Source organism: Kineothrix sp. MSJ-39 (assembly GCF_018917935.1).
In the GTDB taxonomy this organism is placed as follows: domain Bacteria; phylum Bacillota; class Clostridia; order Lachnospirales; family Lachnospiraceae; genus CAG-194.
The window spans coordinates 188,597-206,777 of record NZ_JAHLPN010000002.1 but is presented as its reverse complement, the minus strand read 5'-3'; the positions used below and the strand labels follow the sequence as shown (position 1 = coordinate 206,777).

The 18,181-nt window shown below is 46.3% G+C and carries 9 protein-coding genes and 1 pseudogene; all 10 read left to right on the top strand.

The window, feature by feature from the left end; all coding sequences use genetic code 11:
• The first annotated feature begins 3 nt into the window (after positions 1-3).
• The 10 genes and pseudogenes from KQI22_RS02485 (at position 4) to rsmH (ending at position 18,070) form a co-directional block, all read left to right on the top strand.
• Positions 4-1,209, top strand: coding sequence for an ATP-binding protein (locus KQI22_RS02485; RefSeq protein WP_216550500.1), 1,206 nt, complete (start codon positions 4-6; stop codon positions 1,207-1,209).
• A gap of 50 nt (positions 1,210-1,259) precedes the next feature.
• A complete protein-coding gene (locus KQI22_RS02480; RefSeq protein ID WP_216550499.1) occupies positions 1,260-2,465 on the top strand; it encodes a D-alanyl-D-alanine carboxypeptidase family protein in 1,206 nt (401 codons plus the stop codon).
• Positions 2,466-2,637: 172 nt separating this feature from the next.
• The gene (locus KQI22_RS02475; protein ID WP_216550498.1) at positions 2,638-4,329 is read left to right on the top strand and encodes an ATP-binding protein; all 1,692 of its coding nucleotides are present in this window, start codon (positions 2,638-2,640) and stop codon (positions 4,327-4,329) included.
• Positions 4,329-8,120 carry a leucine-rich repeat domain-containing protein gene (locus tag KQI22_RS02470; protein ID WP_216550497.1) on the top strand — a complete coding sequence of 1,264 codons (3,792 nt, stop codon included), beginning with the start codon at positions 4,329-4,331 and terminating at the stop codon, positions 8,118-8,120. Before KQI22_RS02475 ends, KQI22_RS02470 begins: the two co-directional genes overlap by 1 nt.
• The gene (locus KQI22_RS02465; RefSeq protein WP_216550496.1) at positions 8,117-9,058 is read left to right on the top strand and encodes an AAA family ATPase; all 942 of its coding nucleotides are present in this window, start codon (positions 8,117-8,119) and stop codon (positions 9,056-9,058) included. The genes KQI22_RS02470 and KQI22_RS02465 overlap by 4 nt, the downstream gene beginning before the upstream one ends.
• A 10-nt stretch (positions 9,059-9,068) precedes the next feature.
• Positions 9,069-10,235, top strand: coding sequence for a DUF58 domain-containing protein (locus KQI22_RS02460; protein ID WP_216550495.1), 1,167 nt, complete (start codon positions 9,069-9,071; stop codon positions 10,233-10,235).
• 10 nt (positions 10,236-10,245) lie between these two features.
• Positions 10,246-12,549, top strand: a complete 2,304-nt coding sequence (locus KQI22_RS02455) for a transglutaminase domain-containing protein (protein ID WP_216550494.1) — start codon at positions 10,246-10,248, stop codon at positions 12,547-12,549.
• A gap of 22 nt (positions 12,550-12,571) precedes the next feature.
• A complete protein-coding gene (locus KQI22_RS02450; protein ID WP_216550493.1) occupies positions 12,572-15,523 on the top strand; it encodes a hybrid sensor histidine kinase/response regulator in 2,952 nt (983 codons plus the stop codon).
• A 375-nt stretch (positions 15,524-15,898) separates the two neighbouring features.
• A pseudogene (locus KQI22_RS02445) lies at positions 15,899-16,786 on the top strand (phosphoribosylaminoimidazolesuccinocarboxamide synthase); the annotation flags it as partial.
• Positions 16,787-17,023: 237 nt separating this feature from the next.
• The gene (gene rsmH / locus KQI22_RS02440; protein ID WP_216550491.1) at positions 17,024-18,070 is read left to right on the top strand and encodes a 16S rRNA (cytosine(1402)-N(4))-methyltransferase RsmH; all 1,047 of its coding nucleotides are present in this window, start codon (positions 17,024-17,026) and stop codon (positions 18,068-18,070) included.
• Positions 18,071-18,181 lie beyond the last annotated feature (111 nt).

The following is an 18,181-nucleotide window of genomic DNA, read 5'->3' as shown; positions in this document are numbered from 1 at the left end:
AACATGAAAAACAGTATTTCATTAGAGGAATTTAAGTTGCTTCCCCCGGGAAGCTATCAACTGATCGACATCAGAGGCGAAGAGGAGATCGCACACGGTGCAATCCCGGGCGCAGTTGCGATCCCGCAGGATTTGCTTTCAGAAAACGGGCAGCTTGACCGGGCAAAAAAGCAGGTCATCTGCTGTAGCAGAGGAAAATTCAGTGTAGAAGCGGCAGAAGAACTGGCGGAAGCAGGGTATGATGCGGTCAGTCTGGAGGGCGGTTATATCGCATGGCTGTTAGATACCGTAAAGCAACAGGAAGCAGAGGATTACTGCAAGGAAGTGGAAAAGAGTATCCGCAAGAAATTCCGCAAGACGATCTGGTGCAGATTTGTCAAGGCAGTCAAGGATTATGAGCTGGTAAAGCCGGGCGACCGCATAGCAGTCTGTATTTCCGGCGGAAAAGATTCCATGCTTATGGCAAAGCTGTTTCAGGAGCTTCTGCTGCACCATAAATTTGATTTTACGGTAAAATTTCTTGTGATGGATCCGGGCTACAGCCCTGCAAACAGACAGGTGATCGAGGAAAATGCAAGAAGACTGCAGATTCCGATCCAGATTTATGAGTCAGATATCTTTGATTCTGTATACAATGTAGAAAAATCACCGTGTTATCTCTGCGCGCGCATGCGCCGGGGATATTTATACAGCTTTGCAAAGGAAATGGGCTGCAACAAGATCGCGCTCGGGCATCATTACGACGATGTCATAGAAACGATTTTAATGGGAATGCTGTATGGTGGACAGGTACAGACCATGATGCCAAAGCTGCACAGCACGAATTTTGAAGGCATGGAACTGATCCGTCCGCTGTATCTGATCCGTGAGGACGATATCAAGGCATGGCGTGATTACAATGATCTGCATTTCATCCAGTGTGCATGCAAGTTTACGGATACGTGTACAACATGCAATAACAACGAAAACCGTTCCAAGCGTGTGGAGATCAAGGAACTGATCAAAACCTTGAAGCAGGTCAATCCGTTTGTGGAATCCAATATATTCCGCAGCGTGGAAAATGTGAATTTAAGCACTGTCGTGGCATATAAAAAGGACGGCGTGAAGCATCATTTTTTGGAAACTTACGATGATGCAGTACAGACAGAGAACGAGCCCGGAATGCAGAATGGGACGGAAATACAGATGCAGAGCGAAGAGACAAGATAGACGGGAATTGGAAGAAGTGCAGAATCAAAAAGAAAGTGTAAAAGGGTAAAATGGAACAGGATTATTTAGAAGTAGATCGGGAAATAGAAGAAAAAAGACAGCTGCAGCGTCAGAGAAGGCGTGAGGAAATGCGGCGGAAAAAACAGCAGCAGATGCGGATCAGGAGAGCCTGCAGGATCGGAATTCCGGCTCTTTTCGTTCTGGCCGTTGCGATCGGACTTATTGTAGCACTGCATAAGCCGAAAGCAGCGCAGACAAAGCAGACGCAGACCGGACAGGCAGTAGATGATGTCACGCAGATCCGGACGGACGAAGATGGCGACAATGCAAATGGAGAAAATGCGATAGCAGACGCAGATGGCGAGATAGCACCGGCTAATGCACAGCCGGCAGACGGACAGACGGCGCAGGCTGCAGAACCGGGTGTTGCCTACAGTGCGGAGGAAACACCGGAAACAACAGATGTGCCTGCGGAGGTTGTCAGCAGCTACGCTATTTTGGTAGATGTGGGAAATAAAACGATTCTGCAGCAGCGGAATGCACAGGCGGTCATCAATCCGGCGTCTATGACAAAGATCCTGACGGTGCTTGTGGCAGCAGAGCAGATCGATGAAAGCAAGCTGGATGACAAGGTGACGATCACAATAGAGGATACGGACTACAGCTATTCCAACGACTGCAGTAATGCGGGCTTTGAACTGGATGAACAGGTGACGGTCAGAGATCTGTTTTATGGAACGATCCTGCCATCCGGTGCTGAGGCAGCAGTCGCACTTGCCAAATATGTGGCTGGCTCCGAAGAAGCCTTTGTGGCATTGATGAATCAGAAAATGGAAGAAATGGGACTTTCCCAGACAGCACATTTTACAAACTGCGTCGGTCTGTATAACGAAGCGCATCACTGCAGTGTTTATGATATGGCAATGATTTTAGAGGCGGCAATGGATGATCCGTTCTGCCGGGAAGTGTTGTCCGCACACACCTATACAACATCCGTGACGGAGCAGCATCCGGAAGGCATCATTCTTTCCAACTGGTTTCTACGACGGATCGAGGATAAAGACAACGGCAAAATGGTGCTCGGTGCCAAAACGGGTTATGTGGTGCAGTCGGGTAACTGCGCTGCCAGTTATGCGCAGGATGTGGCGGGAAATGCCTATGTTTGTGTGACCGGAAATGCCACAAGCAGCTGGAGATGTATCTATGATCATGTGGAGATTTACAAGACTGTGCTCGGTACAAATAGCACTGAATAGTGCATAATGCACGCTGAAGGTGGACAAAAAGTCAAAATCGCAGTAAAAAGTAAACATATTGTACAATAAATGCGGGAAAAACACGGTGAAAACCGTGTTTTTCCTATTTCGACAATCTTTTCAGAGTGTGTTATCATAAATAAGATGGATTCGCATGGGGAAAGGCAGACTTATGAAGCATTTATTCGTATTTAATTTTTCAAACGTGGGCGTGATACTGTTTCTGATGATGGAACTTCTGTTCCTCATCGTTCTGATACATGGATATTTATATCTGAAACGAGAGAAAAAGCTATGGCAGAAAGAAGGCAAGGGCAATGCACATGACAATTTTGTGTGCGGTAAAATTGGGACAGCCTATCTTCTTTTGGAACGGGAAGAACTAAGACCCGTATATTACACGGAAAATTTTGCCGAAGTTGTCGGTATTTCCGGCGAGCAGCTTTATACAGATTTTCAGATGCTCCGCCAGACAATGGATAGAAAAGTATTCAAAGAACTCTGGCAGGATTATATACAGTGGGATCACGAGGGAAAACTGGAAACAGAATACCAGTCTAAGCAGACGGATTCTCCGCAGCTGCGTCTTACAATCATACCGGATGAAAACAAGGGGTATGATTTTTTCATTTTTCAGAATATTTCCGAGGAAAAACAAAAATTACAACAGCTGGAGCAGAAGCTTCTGGCGGCAGAGGATGCAAGTAAGTCAAAAACAACTTTCTTATCCCGTATGTCGCATGAGATCAGAACGCCGATCAATGGTATCATTGGTATGCTTTCCCTTGCACGGGGGCAGGTCGTAACAGAATCGGTTGCGGATGGCTATCTGCAAAAAGCAGAAGATCTGTCAAAACATCTGGTTGCACTTGTCAATGACATCCTGGATATGTCGAGGATCGAAGCAGGCAAGATCGAGCTGGAAAATGCGCCGTTTGATATCCGCAGCCTTGCACAGAATCTGCGGAATATGTTCCAGACAAATGTGGAGGCAAAGGGAATCCGGTTTGAAATGGAACTGCTTGATTTTGACGGCTATTATCTGATTGGTGATGCTTTCCGTCTGTCACAGGTTATCGTGAACTTCCTGTCGAATGCACTGAAGTTTACGAGTGAGGGAGAGATCCGTGTTACCTTCCGTCAGCTTTTAAAAGAAAATGGTATTGTGGATCTGATGATCCGTGTACATGATACAGGTATTGGTATGCAGCCTGAGTTTTTAAACCGTATCTTCCGCCCGTTTGAGCAGGAGAGTGTGGAAACAGCCAAAAAATACGGCGGAACCGGTCTGGGTATGGCGATCAGTGATCAGATCATCCATCTGATGGGTGGTGAGATCATGATCGACAGTATGCCCGGTAAGGGCTCTGATTTTATGGTTTATCTGCATCTTCCGGCTGCAGAGCAGGCAGAGACGGAAGCGGTAGCAGCTGTAAAGGAAGCCTATGAAGACGATTATACTTTTGCCGGAAAACATATTCTGATGGCAGAGGATAATGAGATCAATGCGGAGATCGCAATGGAAATCCTGCAGGGAGCAGGTGCACAGGTAACGATCGCTGAGGATGGAGAAGAAGCCGTAGAGAAATTTATGGCAAGTGACATCGGATATTATGATTTTATCTTAATGGATATTCAGATGCCGAAGCTGGACGGACGTGCTGCAACAGGCCGTATCCGTCAGGCAGACAGGGCAGATGCGAAATCTACGCTGATCTTTGCGCTTTCAGCGGATGCATTTTTAGAGGATGAACGTATGTCAAAGGAAGCAGGTATGGACGGTCATTTTGCAAAACCGGTTGATTTTGAGCAGGTGCGCTGGCAGATCGGACAGATCGTGCACGAGAGAAAGGACAGACTGTAATGAAATTCACAAATAAATGGAAGATCATAGGAACGATAGCGGGACTTGTCTTCGTGTCGGCAGCAGGTGTTTCTGTGGCAGCAAGCTATAAAGAGAAGGCATTTGACCCGGGTGTGTATGAAGAGCGGGATCGGAAAGACAACCAGATCCTGTTTCCGGGAGAGGATATTTCGCTCGGTGATGATGAGCAGGAAAATGACAGCGAACTCTGGCAGCAGGATGAAAATGCCAATGAGAATAAAAAACCGGAAAACAAACCGTCTTCTTCTGTTTTATTTCAGACGATGCTGGTAGCGGATGATGCGGCGCAGAATGACAATCTGCCACAGGATGACCAACAGGATCCGCAAAATGACGTTATTTATACACCGGGCAGCCAGAATGATCCGAAAACGCCTTCCGCACACAAAAAGGAGGAGCCGAAGACAGATCATGAACAGCCGCAGATCAGACCGACCAAAAATCCTTCCGACGGAAACGGTGGGAAGGATAATGGGAAAAAAGATCCGAATAAGAATGACGGAAACGGAAATAACGAGAAGCCAAGTACACCTGACAAGCCCGATACACCGGATACACCTGTGACACCGACGCCGGCACCGAATACCCCATCTTCCGGCCAGACGGATTCCCCCGATAATAATGATCATAAGACGGATGATAAGGACAATAAAGATGACAAGGGAAATACAGATACACCGGAGAAACCGCCCCATCAGGATCCGGATACAACAACTCCGACCATGCCCAAGGATGATACAATCATAAGTGCAGATCCTTATCCGGGGGATGGAAAACTGGATATTAAGGACGAGGAAGATTATAAGAGATACAGCCTGAAGATCATAGGACTGCGTGACATCGAGGATAGCATCAATTCCTTCTATACGGGAGAGTACCTGAATGACCAGAGGGTTCTTTATTCGGTAATCGTTTATGTCTGTGAAGACGGAGTTCCGAAATACCGCCTGACAGAGCTCAGTGATAATTTTAAGCTGGGAGAATATCCGGAACAGGTTACGGGAGATAAAGTGCCGCTTACTTTTTATTTCCGACCGGGAGCGGGATATGACTGGATTGAAGAAACCTATGATGCAGAGGTTCGTTATTCCGCAAAGCTTTTATTAAAGGATCTGGATAATCAGAAAATCTTTAAACAGGTACTGGTTCCGAAAGATACACCACAGATTCCAATGGCATCTTACTATTATGATGTCGCCGGAAATGGTCTGCCGGGTTTTGGCATGGAAGATGATCCGATCAGCAAGCTTTTTCTGGGCTGGTCAGAGACAGAAAACGGAAAGAGCGTAGGTCCGCTATATAAGGTGGAAAAGACGGGCGCACAGGTGCTTTATGCACTGCCCACGGAAGAAGTGCCGTCTTCCATGAAGGCAGGATGGGAATATGCATTCTTTTATCTGGGAAATACCTCTTACTATACAAGGATACAGGTCCTGACGGATGCGGTGGCGGCAGATGGCGTACTGACGATTCCCGAAGGTGTTCAGGCACTGGACCTGACATACGATTTTGACCCGATTACCTGGCTTCCGAAATATTTTACCTGTGACACAATGAAAATACCGGATTCCCTGCTGTTCTTATCCACGACGAATACAGGCGAAGATCAGGAGGAAGATTTTGTATTCGACGTCAGACAGGCATATGAGGCAGGGGAAAATAACCTGAATTATGCGACGGAAAACGGTATTTTATATAACCGGGAAAAAACACAGATTCTGTCTATTCCGGATACCATGGAAAAACTTACGGTGGGTGAGCAGATCACATCGGTTCATTTTGATGACGAGAATGTCATAAAGGAAATTCATTTTACCGCTGCAAAGCCGGTCACAGCTTCCTTTAGCAGTATGACCAATGCAAAAATTTATGTACCGACAGAATATTATCTGAAATATTTATCTGCCTGGGGCAAAACACCCGGAGGCAGTAACCAGCTTCTGGCGGAAAGCAGTGATATAGAGGACTTTACAGAAGATGACAGCGCTATTTATTCTGCAGACGGCAAGACACTTCTGGCAGTTAAAAACGGTGTAAGCGGTGTTTATGTGGTAAAGGAAGGCGTGGAAAAGATTGCGGAAGGTGCTTTTGATAACTGTGGCAGTATAGACCTTCTGCTGCTTCCTGAATCTCTGAAGGAACTGGAAAGTAAGAGCCTGTCAGAGAATGCGCCGCAGAAGATTCTGTTTCTGGGATTGACACCGCCTGCGATACAGGCGGACAGTTTTTCCGCATTCTCTGTGATACAGGTAGAGACGGCGGCAAGAGAAGCGTATGAAAAGACATTTGCAAAACTGCTTCCCGACAGGGATCAGATGATCGATCGTATTTTCAGTTATATTGCAAAAGAGGATGGTTACAGCTATCTGTCAGAGGAGAAAGATGAGATCTATCCGGCAGATGCACTGCTGCTCAGTGTTCCGGCTGATATTACGACCTTTACCGGGCAGTCGCTTCCGGATGTGAAATTAACGGAGATTGCGCCTGGTGTATTCACAAACTGTAACGCCCTTAAGGTAGTAGAACTGCCTGCAGGTCTGACAAAGATCGGGGAAGGTGCGTTTAAAGGCTGCAGCAGCCTGCAGGCATTTTTGTCGCATGAACCGGACTATCTGGAGATCGGATATGGCGCATTTGATGATACTCTTGCATTCCGTTTTGCGGCATTTGATGCTAAGTACCTGAAGAGTTATGCCTATTATGGAATGGCAAGCTGGTACGGAAACTGTAACGGAACGGGAACCGTCAATATAGACCGGTTCAGCCCGTCTTATTATATGGTAGATATGGCAGGCGGCAAGATCCTGTACGGTGTCGGTACGGATGAAAAAGGAAATCCGGCAGATAACTGCTACGTTTTAGGTGCGACGGATGATATCACGGGAGTTGTGCATCTGGAAGATAATGCAACGGAGATCGCAGGCTATGTATTCCGGAACTGTACAAATCCGTTTACGGTTGAAGGACTGGATCATCTGATCGCGATCGGTGATTATGCATTTGAAAGCAGTGGCATTCAGGGAGATATTACAATGAACGGAGGCTTGGTTTATCTGGGATCCTCCGCATTCCGTTACTGTTCCGGTTTAACGGGTGTGACACTGGACGGAACAGGCTTTAATAACACCGTATATCAGCAGCCGTTTGGCCTGTATGTTTTCAAATATTGTAATAATCTGACGAAGGTAGAGATCACCGGAACAGGAAGCTATGATATTGGCAGTGAGGCATTTGCAGGCTGTACCAGTCTGCAGGAGATCCGGATTGCGAAAAGTGCAGGTATTCAGAAGATCGGATTCAGTGCATTTGCATCCACGCCGATCACTTCCATTACACTTCCGCAGACAGTGAATGAAATCGACTACGGTGCATTTGATATGTGCAGCAATCTGGAAAAAATCCATCTCCTGTCGCAGACACCTCCAAGACTTGGAAATTATTCGATTGGTATGGCGTTTACATTCGGTGATCTGCAGGTGGCAGAAGATTATATCTCGATTCCGGACGGAAGCGGGCAGGATTATATAGATGTATGGAAATATTATATGCTTGGATATTCACCGGAGTATGGAGATGATCTGACAGAAGATGATCTGGCAGAGAGTGAAAATCTTGTCCGTAAAATACTCGGGCTTCCGGAAAACGAAGAAAAGGATCCGAGTGTCAGTGATAATGACATAGATACAGAGAAAAATGGGAACACGGATGATTTACCGGTCACAGTATCGGAAAATGCAACAGAGCAGATCACACAGGAGGACAGATCATGATTTTAGAGCAGTCAGAACATATTATCAACGAGGTTGAAAAGGCCTTTATGGGAAAGAACGAGATCGTTCGGAAAGTACTGATGACCATTTACGCCGGCGGCAATATTTTGCTGGAGGATTGTCCGGGCGTCGGTAAAACAACACTTGCCCTTGCCTTTGCAAAGGCGATCGATCTGAAATTTAAGCGTGTCCAGTTTACACCGGATACTCTGCCATCCGATATTACAGGGTTTACCATGTACAACAGACAGACCGGCGCAATGGAATATCTGCCCGGTGCAGCAGACTGTAACCTGCTTCTGGCGGATGAGATCAACAGAACCTCTTCCAAAACACAATCTGCTCTTCTGGAGGTCATGGAGGAACATAAGGTAACAGTCGATGGTGTAACGCATATCCTCCCAAGTCCGTTTATCTGTATCGCCACGCAGAACCCTGCAGGTGTGGCGGGAACACAGGCACTTCCGGAGTCCCAGATGGACCGCTTTATGATACGGCTTTCAATCGGTTATCCGTCTACAGAGGATCAGGCAATGATCCTGAAAGCACGCAGATACAACAATCCGCTTGATGATATCAAGCCTGTCACCACGCTGGAAAATCTGTCGGAGATCCAGAACTATCTGAATTCCGTTAAGATAGGTGATGATGTCCTTTACTATATCATCCGCCTTTGCGAGGAAACGAGAAAACATCCGCTTGTGGAGATGGGTGTCAGCCCGCGATGTGTTTATGCACTGACACGTATGGCAAAAGCGCATGCCATTTTGGCGGAGCGTGGTTATGTGATACCGGAGGACGTAGTGGCTGTTTATACGGATGTGTGTGCACACAGACTTCTTCTTCGTCCGCAGGCAAGAATTGAGGGTGTTACACCGGAAGAAATTTTAGCCGGTATTATGGAGCAGGTAAAACCGGAGGTAACTTCTATCCGCTAAGGAGTATTTTATGAAAAAATATCGTATATGTTATCTGATCCTGACAGGGATCACGCTTCTTGCGCTCTTTTGCAGCGGAAACCGTTATCTGCTGGCGTTGTCTGTCATGGAACTGCTTCTGCCCGTTATCCTGCATATCATGATGCAGCTGGAGATGCAGCAGATCAGACCGAAGATGCAGGTAGCGCGCGGATGCGTTGCGGGAGAGTCCTGTCCGATGTATTTTGAATTAGATGGTAAAATACCGTTTATTGCGACCGGAACGATCCGCGTTGTGATCGAATTTCACAATACGCTTTATGACAGAGTGATCGTACAGGAACTGAATATTTCAAGTACACAATATAAAAGAAAATATGAAGTGGATTTTCAGCCGATTTCCTGTGGGGAAGAGCATATTATCTGTAAGGAGATCGTATGCTACGATATTTTTGGCGTAAACAGTGTGCATCTGCAGCCTATGACGGAGCAGATCGTAACAGTTGTACCCAGACATATTCCCCTGCAGCTGCTTGATAGCAAGGTCTTATCAGGCAGACAGGAAAGGGAACAGTTTGACTACAGAAAAAAAGGAAATGACCGCAGCGAAGTTTTCGACATCAGGGAATATCAGCCCGGAGACGATGTGCGATCTATTCACTGGAAGCTTTCCGGTAAAATGGATCAGATTCTGGTCAAAGAGCCGGGGTATTCTTCCCATTATGATACGGTAGTCCTGTTTGATATCGGTCTGAAGCAGGAGAATGAGGATTGCGGAGAAGGTGCGATCGCAGGTGTTTTCGACTTTGCAATGACCTTCAGCGAAAAGCTTCTGGAACTGAAAAAACCGCATTATGTGGCTATGTTTATGAAGGAAAGCTTTGTCTGTAAGGAACTGGATCATATGCATACGCTGGAACAGCTTGTGCAGACCAGCATGGGTGTTTCTCTGCCAAAGCAGACAGGCGGTGTCCTTTCTTATTTCAGGATGCATCATCTGTCGGATCACTTTTCAAAGATTTATTATATATGCGGCGGTGCTTTTTCAGATGTGCTCTATAGTCTGGCGGAGGAGACGGAGCTGACTGCTTTCTGCATTTCGGATGCAGAGAAGATCTCCACGATCCGGAAGGGGAAAAGCATCCTGACGGAAATCCCACAGAAAGAACTGGATAAGGCACATCACATCGAAATATAAAGGAAATGGTATGAGCGATAATACAAGAACCAAGATGAAAATCATATATCAGGAAGAGACGGAAAAAAAGGCATATGCTGCGCTCTGGGATATGCTTCTGCTTTTGTTTCTGCAGACGGGTCTGCTCCTGTTTCTGTCTGTTTTTACCGAGCGACAGACAGGGGAGCTGACAATTCTGTTTCTGGCAGCAACGGTAGTGGATCTTATTTTTGTATTGCGCTTTTATCTGATACAAAAGGACAGTAGTCTGTTCTTCTTTCTGCTTGTCCTGATCGGATGTCTGGCGGCGGGGATCAGACACTTCTATCTGGGATTTTTCGGACTGATCAATTATATGCTCAGCTGGTGGAACATCAAGTATGAGGATGCGATCGCACTTGCCATGCAGCAGCAGATCACGGACTGGGATATCGATCTGTTCTGTCTGGCGGTTCTGATACTGGCAACGATCTTTTTCTGGCAGCAGCTGCATAAGAAAAGCCTGATCATTTCAGGTTTGCTTCCGCTTATCTGTATGGCGGCAGGACTTGTGTTGGATCGCTTTTCGGCTGTTGGATGTGCTGCTTTTCTGATCGGTTTTGCCGGCATATGGCTTTCACAGATCCGGACAAAAGCAAGCAATAGAAGATTTGGCTGGCTGCTTGGGGTTGGCATTACAGTGCTGGCAGTTTCTTTTATCGTGGGGGATCAGCCGGTTACTTCGGTGATGCAGGCAAAAGAACATACCATACAGGCAACAGAAGATCTGGTGTATGGAAAAGATACATTACCCGAAGGTGATCTGGAAATGGCGGGGCAGCTTTTGAGCGGGAAAAAGGAAGTGCTTCGTGTAAAAACAGCACAGAAAAAAACACTTTATTTAAAGGGCTTTGTTGGCAGCAGATATCAGGACGGCAAGTTTACGCAGCTTCCGAAATCTGCTTATAAAGGAGAGCGGAGCGGTATGTTGAAGTGGCTTGCGGATATGTCTTTTATCCCGCAGAATCAGTATGCATCCTATGTAAGGCTGGAGTCCGATTCCCAGATCCGGAAAAATGAGATCAGGATCCACAATACCGGAGCGGACAGGCATTATGTCTATATGCCATACTCTGCCGCTGCCCTGCCACTCATCGGTGTAAAAGAAAACAGGGATACCAATTATGTTTCCGATCTGCTGACAGGCAGCAGACAATATCAATATGCAGAGTGGTCGGATACAAGACCGGGCGAACTGTTATATGCAAAAAACTGGCTGCAATCACCACATACGGAAAAACAGGAGTTATATGCAGAAGCGGAAAATGTCTATGCACGGTTTGTCTATGATAACTATTTGGAACTGGGTCCGCAGATGGAACAGCTTCTGGATGATATTTTCTATCAGGATGATTTCCTTTCGCAGGATGAAACGATATATGATATTACGCAAAGGATCCGTGAGGTTCTGACACAGAGGGCATCTTATATGGAAAAACCGGAAATCCCGCAGGGCACAGATCCGGTCACATGGTTTTTAAACAAAGGACATCAGGGGAATGCTGTGTTATTTGCTTCCGCAGCAGTGCTTGCTTACCGGGCAGCGGGGATCCCCGCAAGATATGTGGAGGGTTATCTGGTTTCGCAGCAGATGGCGGAAGAAGCGGGAGATGCGGAGATTGTTGTAACGGAACAGAATGCACATGCCTGGGTGGAAGTATATCTGGATGGTGTGGGATTTGTCCCGATCGATGTCACACCCGGTTTTTATTATGATACTTATACACTTCTGCAGATGGTACAGAAGCCGCAGAATGTCAGTCAGACGGCGGGAAATGAAGAAGATGACTCTTATGGGGATCAGATTGATAATATGACAGATCAGGGAACTGCCAGTGATGAACAGAGAGGAACGAAGAAGCCGACAGAAATTGTAGTTGCGCATATCTTACTTGTTCCGCTGCTGCTGCTATTTATTGTTGCTTTGGGTGAACTGTATTATCTCCGGTGTGTCTGCAGAATTGAAAGAAAATATAAAAAACTTTCGCCGGAGGCGAAGACACTTTTTCTGATCCGGACGATCGACAGGATCCTGCAGATCTATGAAATTGACACAAGACCGGGCTATCGGACAGAAGAAGCAGACCATATTCTGCATGAAAAGTGGAAAATGCCCGAAGGAAGTTATTGTAAAGTAACTGAAGTGATAGAAAAAGCTGTTTACGGAGAGGAACAGCTTGCGCCATATGAGAGAAGAATGCTGACACTGTTTTCAGAGCAGCTTTATGAAGCACGGAGGGAAATGGGCTTATGGGGCAGACTGCGTATGCATTACCTGCCCTGCCATATCAGGTGACAGATAAGAGGGAGAACTGTCTATGAAGAAAGAAAATCGATTACTGGTACATCTTGTATCCAATATTGTGCTGTTGTTTGTGCTCCTATGGGTGCTGCTGCTTCTGACACACAGGGAAAATTTTGCAAGACAGATGCAGCAGGTCAGACAGTATACGGAAGAACTGTCTGGCAGAACAGCACAGCATATCAGTGATATATTTGAGGATAAAAAGAATGCCATTGAAGGGCTGTCGCTGCTTTATGAAGCCAAAGCGGAATCAGGGGATGTGGATATCACACTGCTGAAATCGCTGGAGGATCTGTCTGATTTTGACTATGTCCGTTTTGTGGACCAGAGAGGCGAGGATTATACAACGGAAGGGTATCTGACAAATGTAAAGGACAGAGCCTATTATATACATGGAATTGCCGGGGAAATCGGGATCGCGGGCGTGCTGGAATCCCGTGTCAGCGGCGAAACACTGGTCGGCTTTTATGCGCCTGTGCATTATCAGGGAAAGATCAATGGTGTTCTGGTCGGCTTTTTGCAGGAAAAGACCGTGGGAGATCTTCTGAAAACAGAGCTTTACGGCTATCCGGCAGATACGGTGATCGTGGACCGGGAAGGCACGATACTGGGCAGATTTACAGCAGATTATGGCAAACGGGTGATCAGTATCGAGGGACTGATAGCCGGGATCAAAGAGTCTGACAGGGAAAAAGTGAAGCATGCGGTCTCTGCAGGAGAAACCGCAACATACAATTTTCAGGATTCTGTCGGTGCTTCTGTGGGTAACACGCTTCCGATCGAAGGAACTGACTGGCAGCTCATGCAGAATTTTCCACCCAAAGCAGCAAAATTGCTTGTAAAACAGGTGAATCAGGATGAAGTGTTTGCCATGGGACTGCTTGTTATCGTTATGTTGTTCTTTGCATTCCAGCTGTTTGTTTCACTAAGACGAAAGAGAATTCTGGAGAAGGAAAATCTGGATCGGAATAAATTTATTGCTCTGCTGCAGGATGTAACGGATGATCTGATCTGTCTGATCGATGTGGATCTGACGACGGAAACAGAGAAGCAGTACCGGATGGACAAGGAGATCAAACTGGGTGACTGGGCGGACGGCGATTATACTTATGCGCATTGCATTGAAGCATATGCAAACACTTATGTATGCGAAAATGACAGAGCACAGTTCATGGAAGAGACAAAGCTCCCTGTGCTGAAAGAACTGCTCTCGCACCAGAAAAATTACTATATGGAATATGATGCGGTGATAGACGGCGAGCAGCGCAGACTGCAGGGAAAATTCACCATTTCCAAAGATGATCCGTCCGGAGCGCATCTGCTGATCAGTACCAGAGACATTACGGAACTGACAAAGGAAAAGGTAAAGCAGCAGACAAGCATGGATCTGATCGTGTCCGCTGCCAGTAAGGTATATCCTTATATTCTGGAAGTCAATCTGTCGAAGAACCATGCAAAAACCGTGTACAATCAGGGCATCGTCAAAAAGGGCAAGATGGAAGAAAAGACGATGGATGAGATCATGGAAAGTCTGCAGTCAACGGTCATTATAGAAGAGGATTACCGGAAGCTGATGGGAGAGATGAGCCGCACGGCGCAGATGGATGCGTATCAGAAGGGAAAGCGGGAACTGTCGCTTCGTATCAGACAGCTGGCAGATGATGGACTTCTGCACTGGATGGAGATCCGGAATATCCTGATGGAAAATGCATCCGGTGATCTGTGCAGTATTTCCATGTCACGTTGTATTGATGAAGAGATCCAGATGACACTGGAGCTGGAGAAGACAAAGGAAGCAGCGGAAAGTGCCAATAAGGCAAAGAGTATCTTCTTATTTAATATGTCTCACGATATCCGGACACCAATGAATGCGATCATGGGATTTTCCGCTATGGCAGAGAAGCATATCCATGAACCTGAAAAAGTACTGGATTGTCTCAAGAAGCTGAATATATCGGGCGAACATCTGCTGAAGCTGATCAATAATGTGCTGGATATGGCAAGGATCGAAAGCGGTAAAGCAGAGCTTGTCATAGAGCCGCATCATATTCCGACAGAAGTTGCCAATATGCAGCATATTTTTCAGGCGGACCTCAGCAGAAAGAAGCTGCGATTCCTCACTTCTGTAGATGTGGACAATGAGGTAGCATATTATGACCTGCTGCGCATGAATCAGATCGAACTGAATCTGATCAGTAATGCGATCAAATATACACCGGAAGGTGGAACGATCTCTTACGCGATCAGACAGCTGGATCAGACAAACGGACTGGCTACTTATGAGGCAAGTGTCAGTGATACGGGCATTGGCATGAGTCCGGAGTTTGTATCCATTGTTTTTGATGCATTTGAGCGGGAACATAATAACACGATATCAAATACGCAGGGAACAGGTCTGGGGCTTGCGATCACGCAGAAGCTGATCCGGCAGATGGGTGGCAGTATCAGCTGTGAAAGTGAAAAGGGAAAGGGAACTACATTCCGCCTTACAGTTGCTCTGCCGGTTGGTTCCATGCAGGATCTGAAAGAGCAGAAGCAGAAAGAAATGACGATATTCGATTTTGCGGGGAAACGTATATTGTTAGTGGAGGATAACGTACTGAACCGGGAGATTGCCAGTGATATCTTAGAGGAGGAAGGATTTACCGTGGAAGAGGCAGATGACGGAAATATGGTGGTTGAAATGCTCAAGTGGTCACAGCCGGGCTATTACGATCTTGTGCTGATGGATATCCAGATGCCAAAGATGGACGGCTATGAGGCGACGAGACAGATCCGCCGGATAGACAGTGACTATTGCAGAGAGATTCCGATCATTGCACTGACAGCCAATGCTTTTGAGGAAGATAAGCGTGCGGCCGCACAGGCAGGCATGAGCGGGCATATTGCCAAACCGATCAAGGTGGAAGCACTGCGGCATGAGCTGGCAAAATGTCTGCGGAAGAATGAGGCCGCATCTGTGTAGAGGGATATAGAAGATCACGGTCTGACAGGTAATGATCGACAGGATGTTTCGACAGAGTGGAGCGATAAGGTAATGAGGAGTAAAGAGAGCAGATATGATACTGTGTTCACGTGTTATATCTGGAAGGTATAGTTATACATCTATAATATGTATTTTTAATTATATAACCGGTATGTTACAGTGAATATGCAAAGAGATACAGATGAATATTTACGAAACAGTACCAAAAAAGAAACCGGTTTTCAGTCTGGTTTCTTTTTTTCTGTCCTTTTGGGAATAGTTTCCCCACAAGGCTTGACAACAAACTATAAAAAGTGTTACACAGATATAGGATGCATTTGGATCCACAATAAAATGACCTGACAGGTCAAAAGAACAAGGAGAAAAAAGATGCAGGAATTAAAGCCGATCAAAGAAGGTAAAGTACGCGAGATTTATGACAATGGAGACAGCCTGATCATGGTAGCGACAGACCGTATCAGTTGTTTCGATGTGATTCTGGACAATGTGATTTCCAAAAAGGGAACAGTTCTGACGCAGATGTCTAAATTCTGGTTTGATATGACAGAAGATATCATTCCTAACCACATGATTTCCGTTGATGTAAAAGATATGCCTGAATTTTTTCAGCAGGAAAAATTTGATGGTAACAGCATGATGTGCAGAAAGCTGCAGATGATTCCGGTTGAGTGTATCGTACGTGGATACATCACAGGCAGTGGCTGGGCAAGCTACCAGAAGGATGGTACAGTCTGCGGTATCAGGCTTCCGGAAGGCCTGAAGGAATCCGATAAGCTGCCTGAGCCTATTTACACACCTTCCACAAAAGCTGAGATCGGTGATCATGATGAAAATATATCCTATGAGCAGAGTATTGCCCATCTGGAGAAATATTTCCCGGGCAAAGGGGAAGAATATGCAAAGAAGATCAAAGATTATACGATTGCTCTTTACAAAAAGTGTGCAGAATATGCGCTGACAAAAGGCATTATCATTGCAGATACCAAGTTTGAATTCGGTCTGGATGAAAACGGAAATGTTGTACTCGGTGATGAAATGCTGACACCGGACAGCTCTCGTTTCTGGCCTGCAGATGTATATGAGCCGGGGCATGGACAGCCATCCTTTGACAAGCAGTTTGCACGTGACTGGCTGAAAGCCAATCCGGAAAAGGGCTGGAAATTACCGGAGGACGTTGCACAGAAGACAATCGACATTTATCTGGAAGGCTACGAAAAGCTGACAGGTAAATCACTTGCTTAATAAACAGCGTATCTGCTGTGAAGTATGTAGATTCAATAAAAATGTGATCATGAAAATATAAGGGAGCATCAAAAGGTGCTCCCTTCTTGTGTAATAAGAAACTTCGTTTCTGCCACACAAAAACGCTCCGCGAGAATGCGCACTGCGGCGTGCAATGTAGATGTCGCAGGCGCAAGAATGTGCCAAGGCACATTATTTTTATACTAAAGAAATAACCTGGGAAAGGAAACAGAGTGTATGGAAGAAAAAGTGCACAAACGCCGTGTCCGCTATGCGGGTAAGTATCCGAAGAAATTTGAGGAAAAATATAAAGAACATGATCCTGAAAAGTATGCAGATACTGTGGCACACGTGATCGAAAAGGGATCGACGCCCGCGGGCATGCATATTTCCATTATGGTAAAAGAAATACTGGATTTTCTGAAGATAAGACCGGGGCAGCAGGGGCTGGACTGTACGCTGGGCTATGGCGGACATTCCCGTAAGATGCTGGAAAAGCTGGAAGGAGAGGGAATGCTTGTCGGGCTTGACATTGATCCGATCGAATCGGAAAAAACAGTTAAACGGCTGCGGGAAGCAGGCTTTTCCGAGGATAACTTTCAGTTCCGGCTGACAAATTTTGCCAATATTGATAAGGTGGCGGAGGAATTCGGGCAGTTTGATTTTGTACTGGCAGACCTTGGGGTTTCTTCCATGCAGATTGACGATCCGAAGCGCGGCTTTTCCTATAAAACGGAAGGTCCGCTGGATCTGCGGCTGGATCCGCTGCACGGCGACAGCGCGGCAGAGCGGCTTTTGCAGATCACACAGAAGGAATTTGAAGGAATGCTCATTGAAAATTCCGATGAACCGTATGCGGCGGAAATTGCCGCCAGTGTATTTGGCAGATTAAAGACCGGGAAAAAGATAGAAACGACAACGGATCTGAGAAACGCCGTGGAAGCGGCGCTTGTCCGTCTGCCCAAAGCAGAACGGGAGGAAGCGGTCAAAAAATCCTGCGCCCGCACCTTTCAGGCACTGCGTATCGACGTAAACAGCGAATTTGAGGTGCTTTACAGCTTTCTGGAAAAGCTAGATGGCATTTTAAAGCCCAGCGGAAGAGTTGCGATCCTGACCTTCCATTCCGGCGAAGACCGGCTGGTCAAGAAAGCTTTCAAGGAATTGAAAAAAGCGGGCGTTTACGCCGAAATCTCCGCGGACGTGATCCGGCCGTCTGCCGAAGAATGCCGTCTGAACCCGCGCGCCCGCTCCACCAAGATGCGCTGGGCGGTGAAAGCGGAGTAAGGGTTTCAAAAATAGAATAATTTCCAGTTGTTTTCCACATACTAACTCCAAATCTAATATATAGCAAAAGAGTGGTGAAGCGCTCTGGCTAAAATATGAAATTGGAGGAAA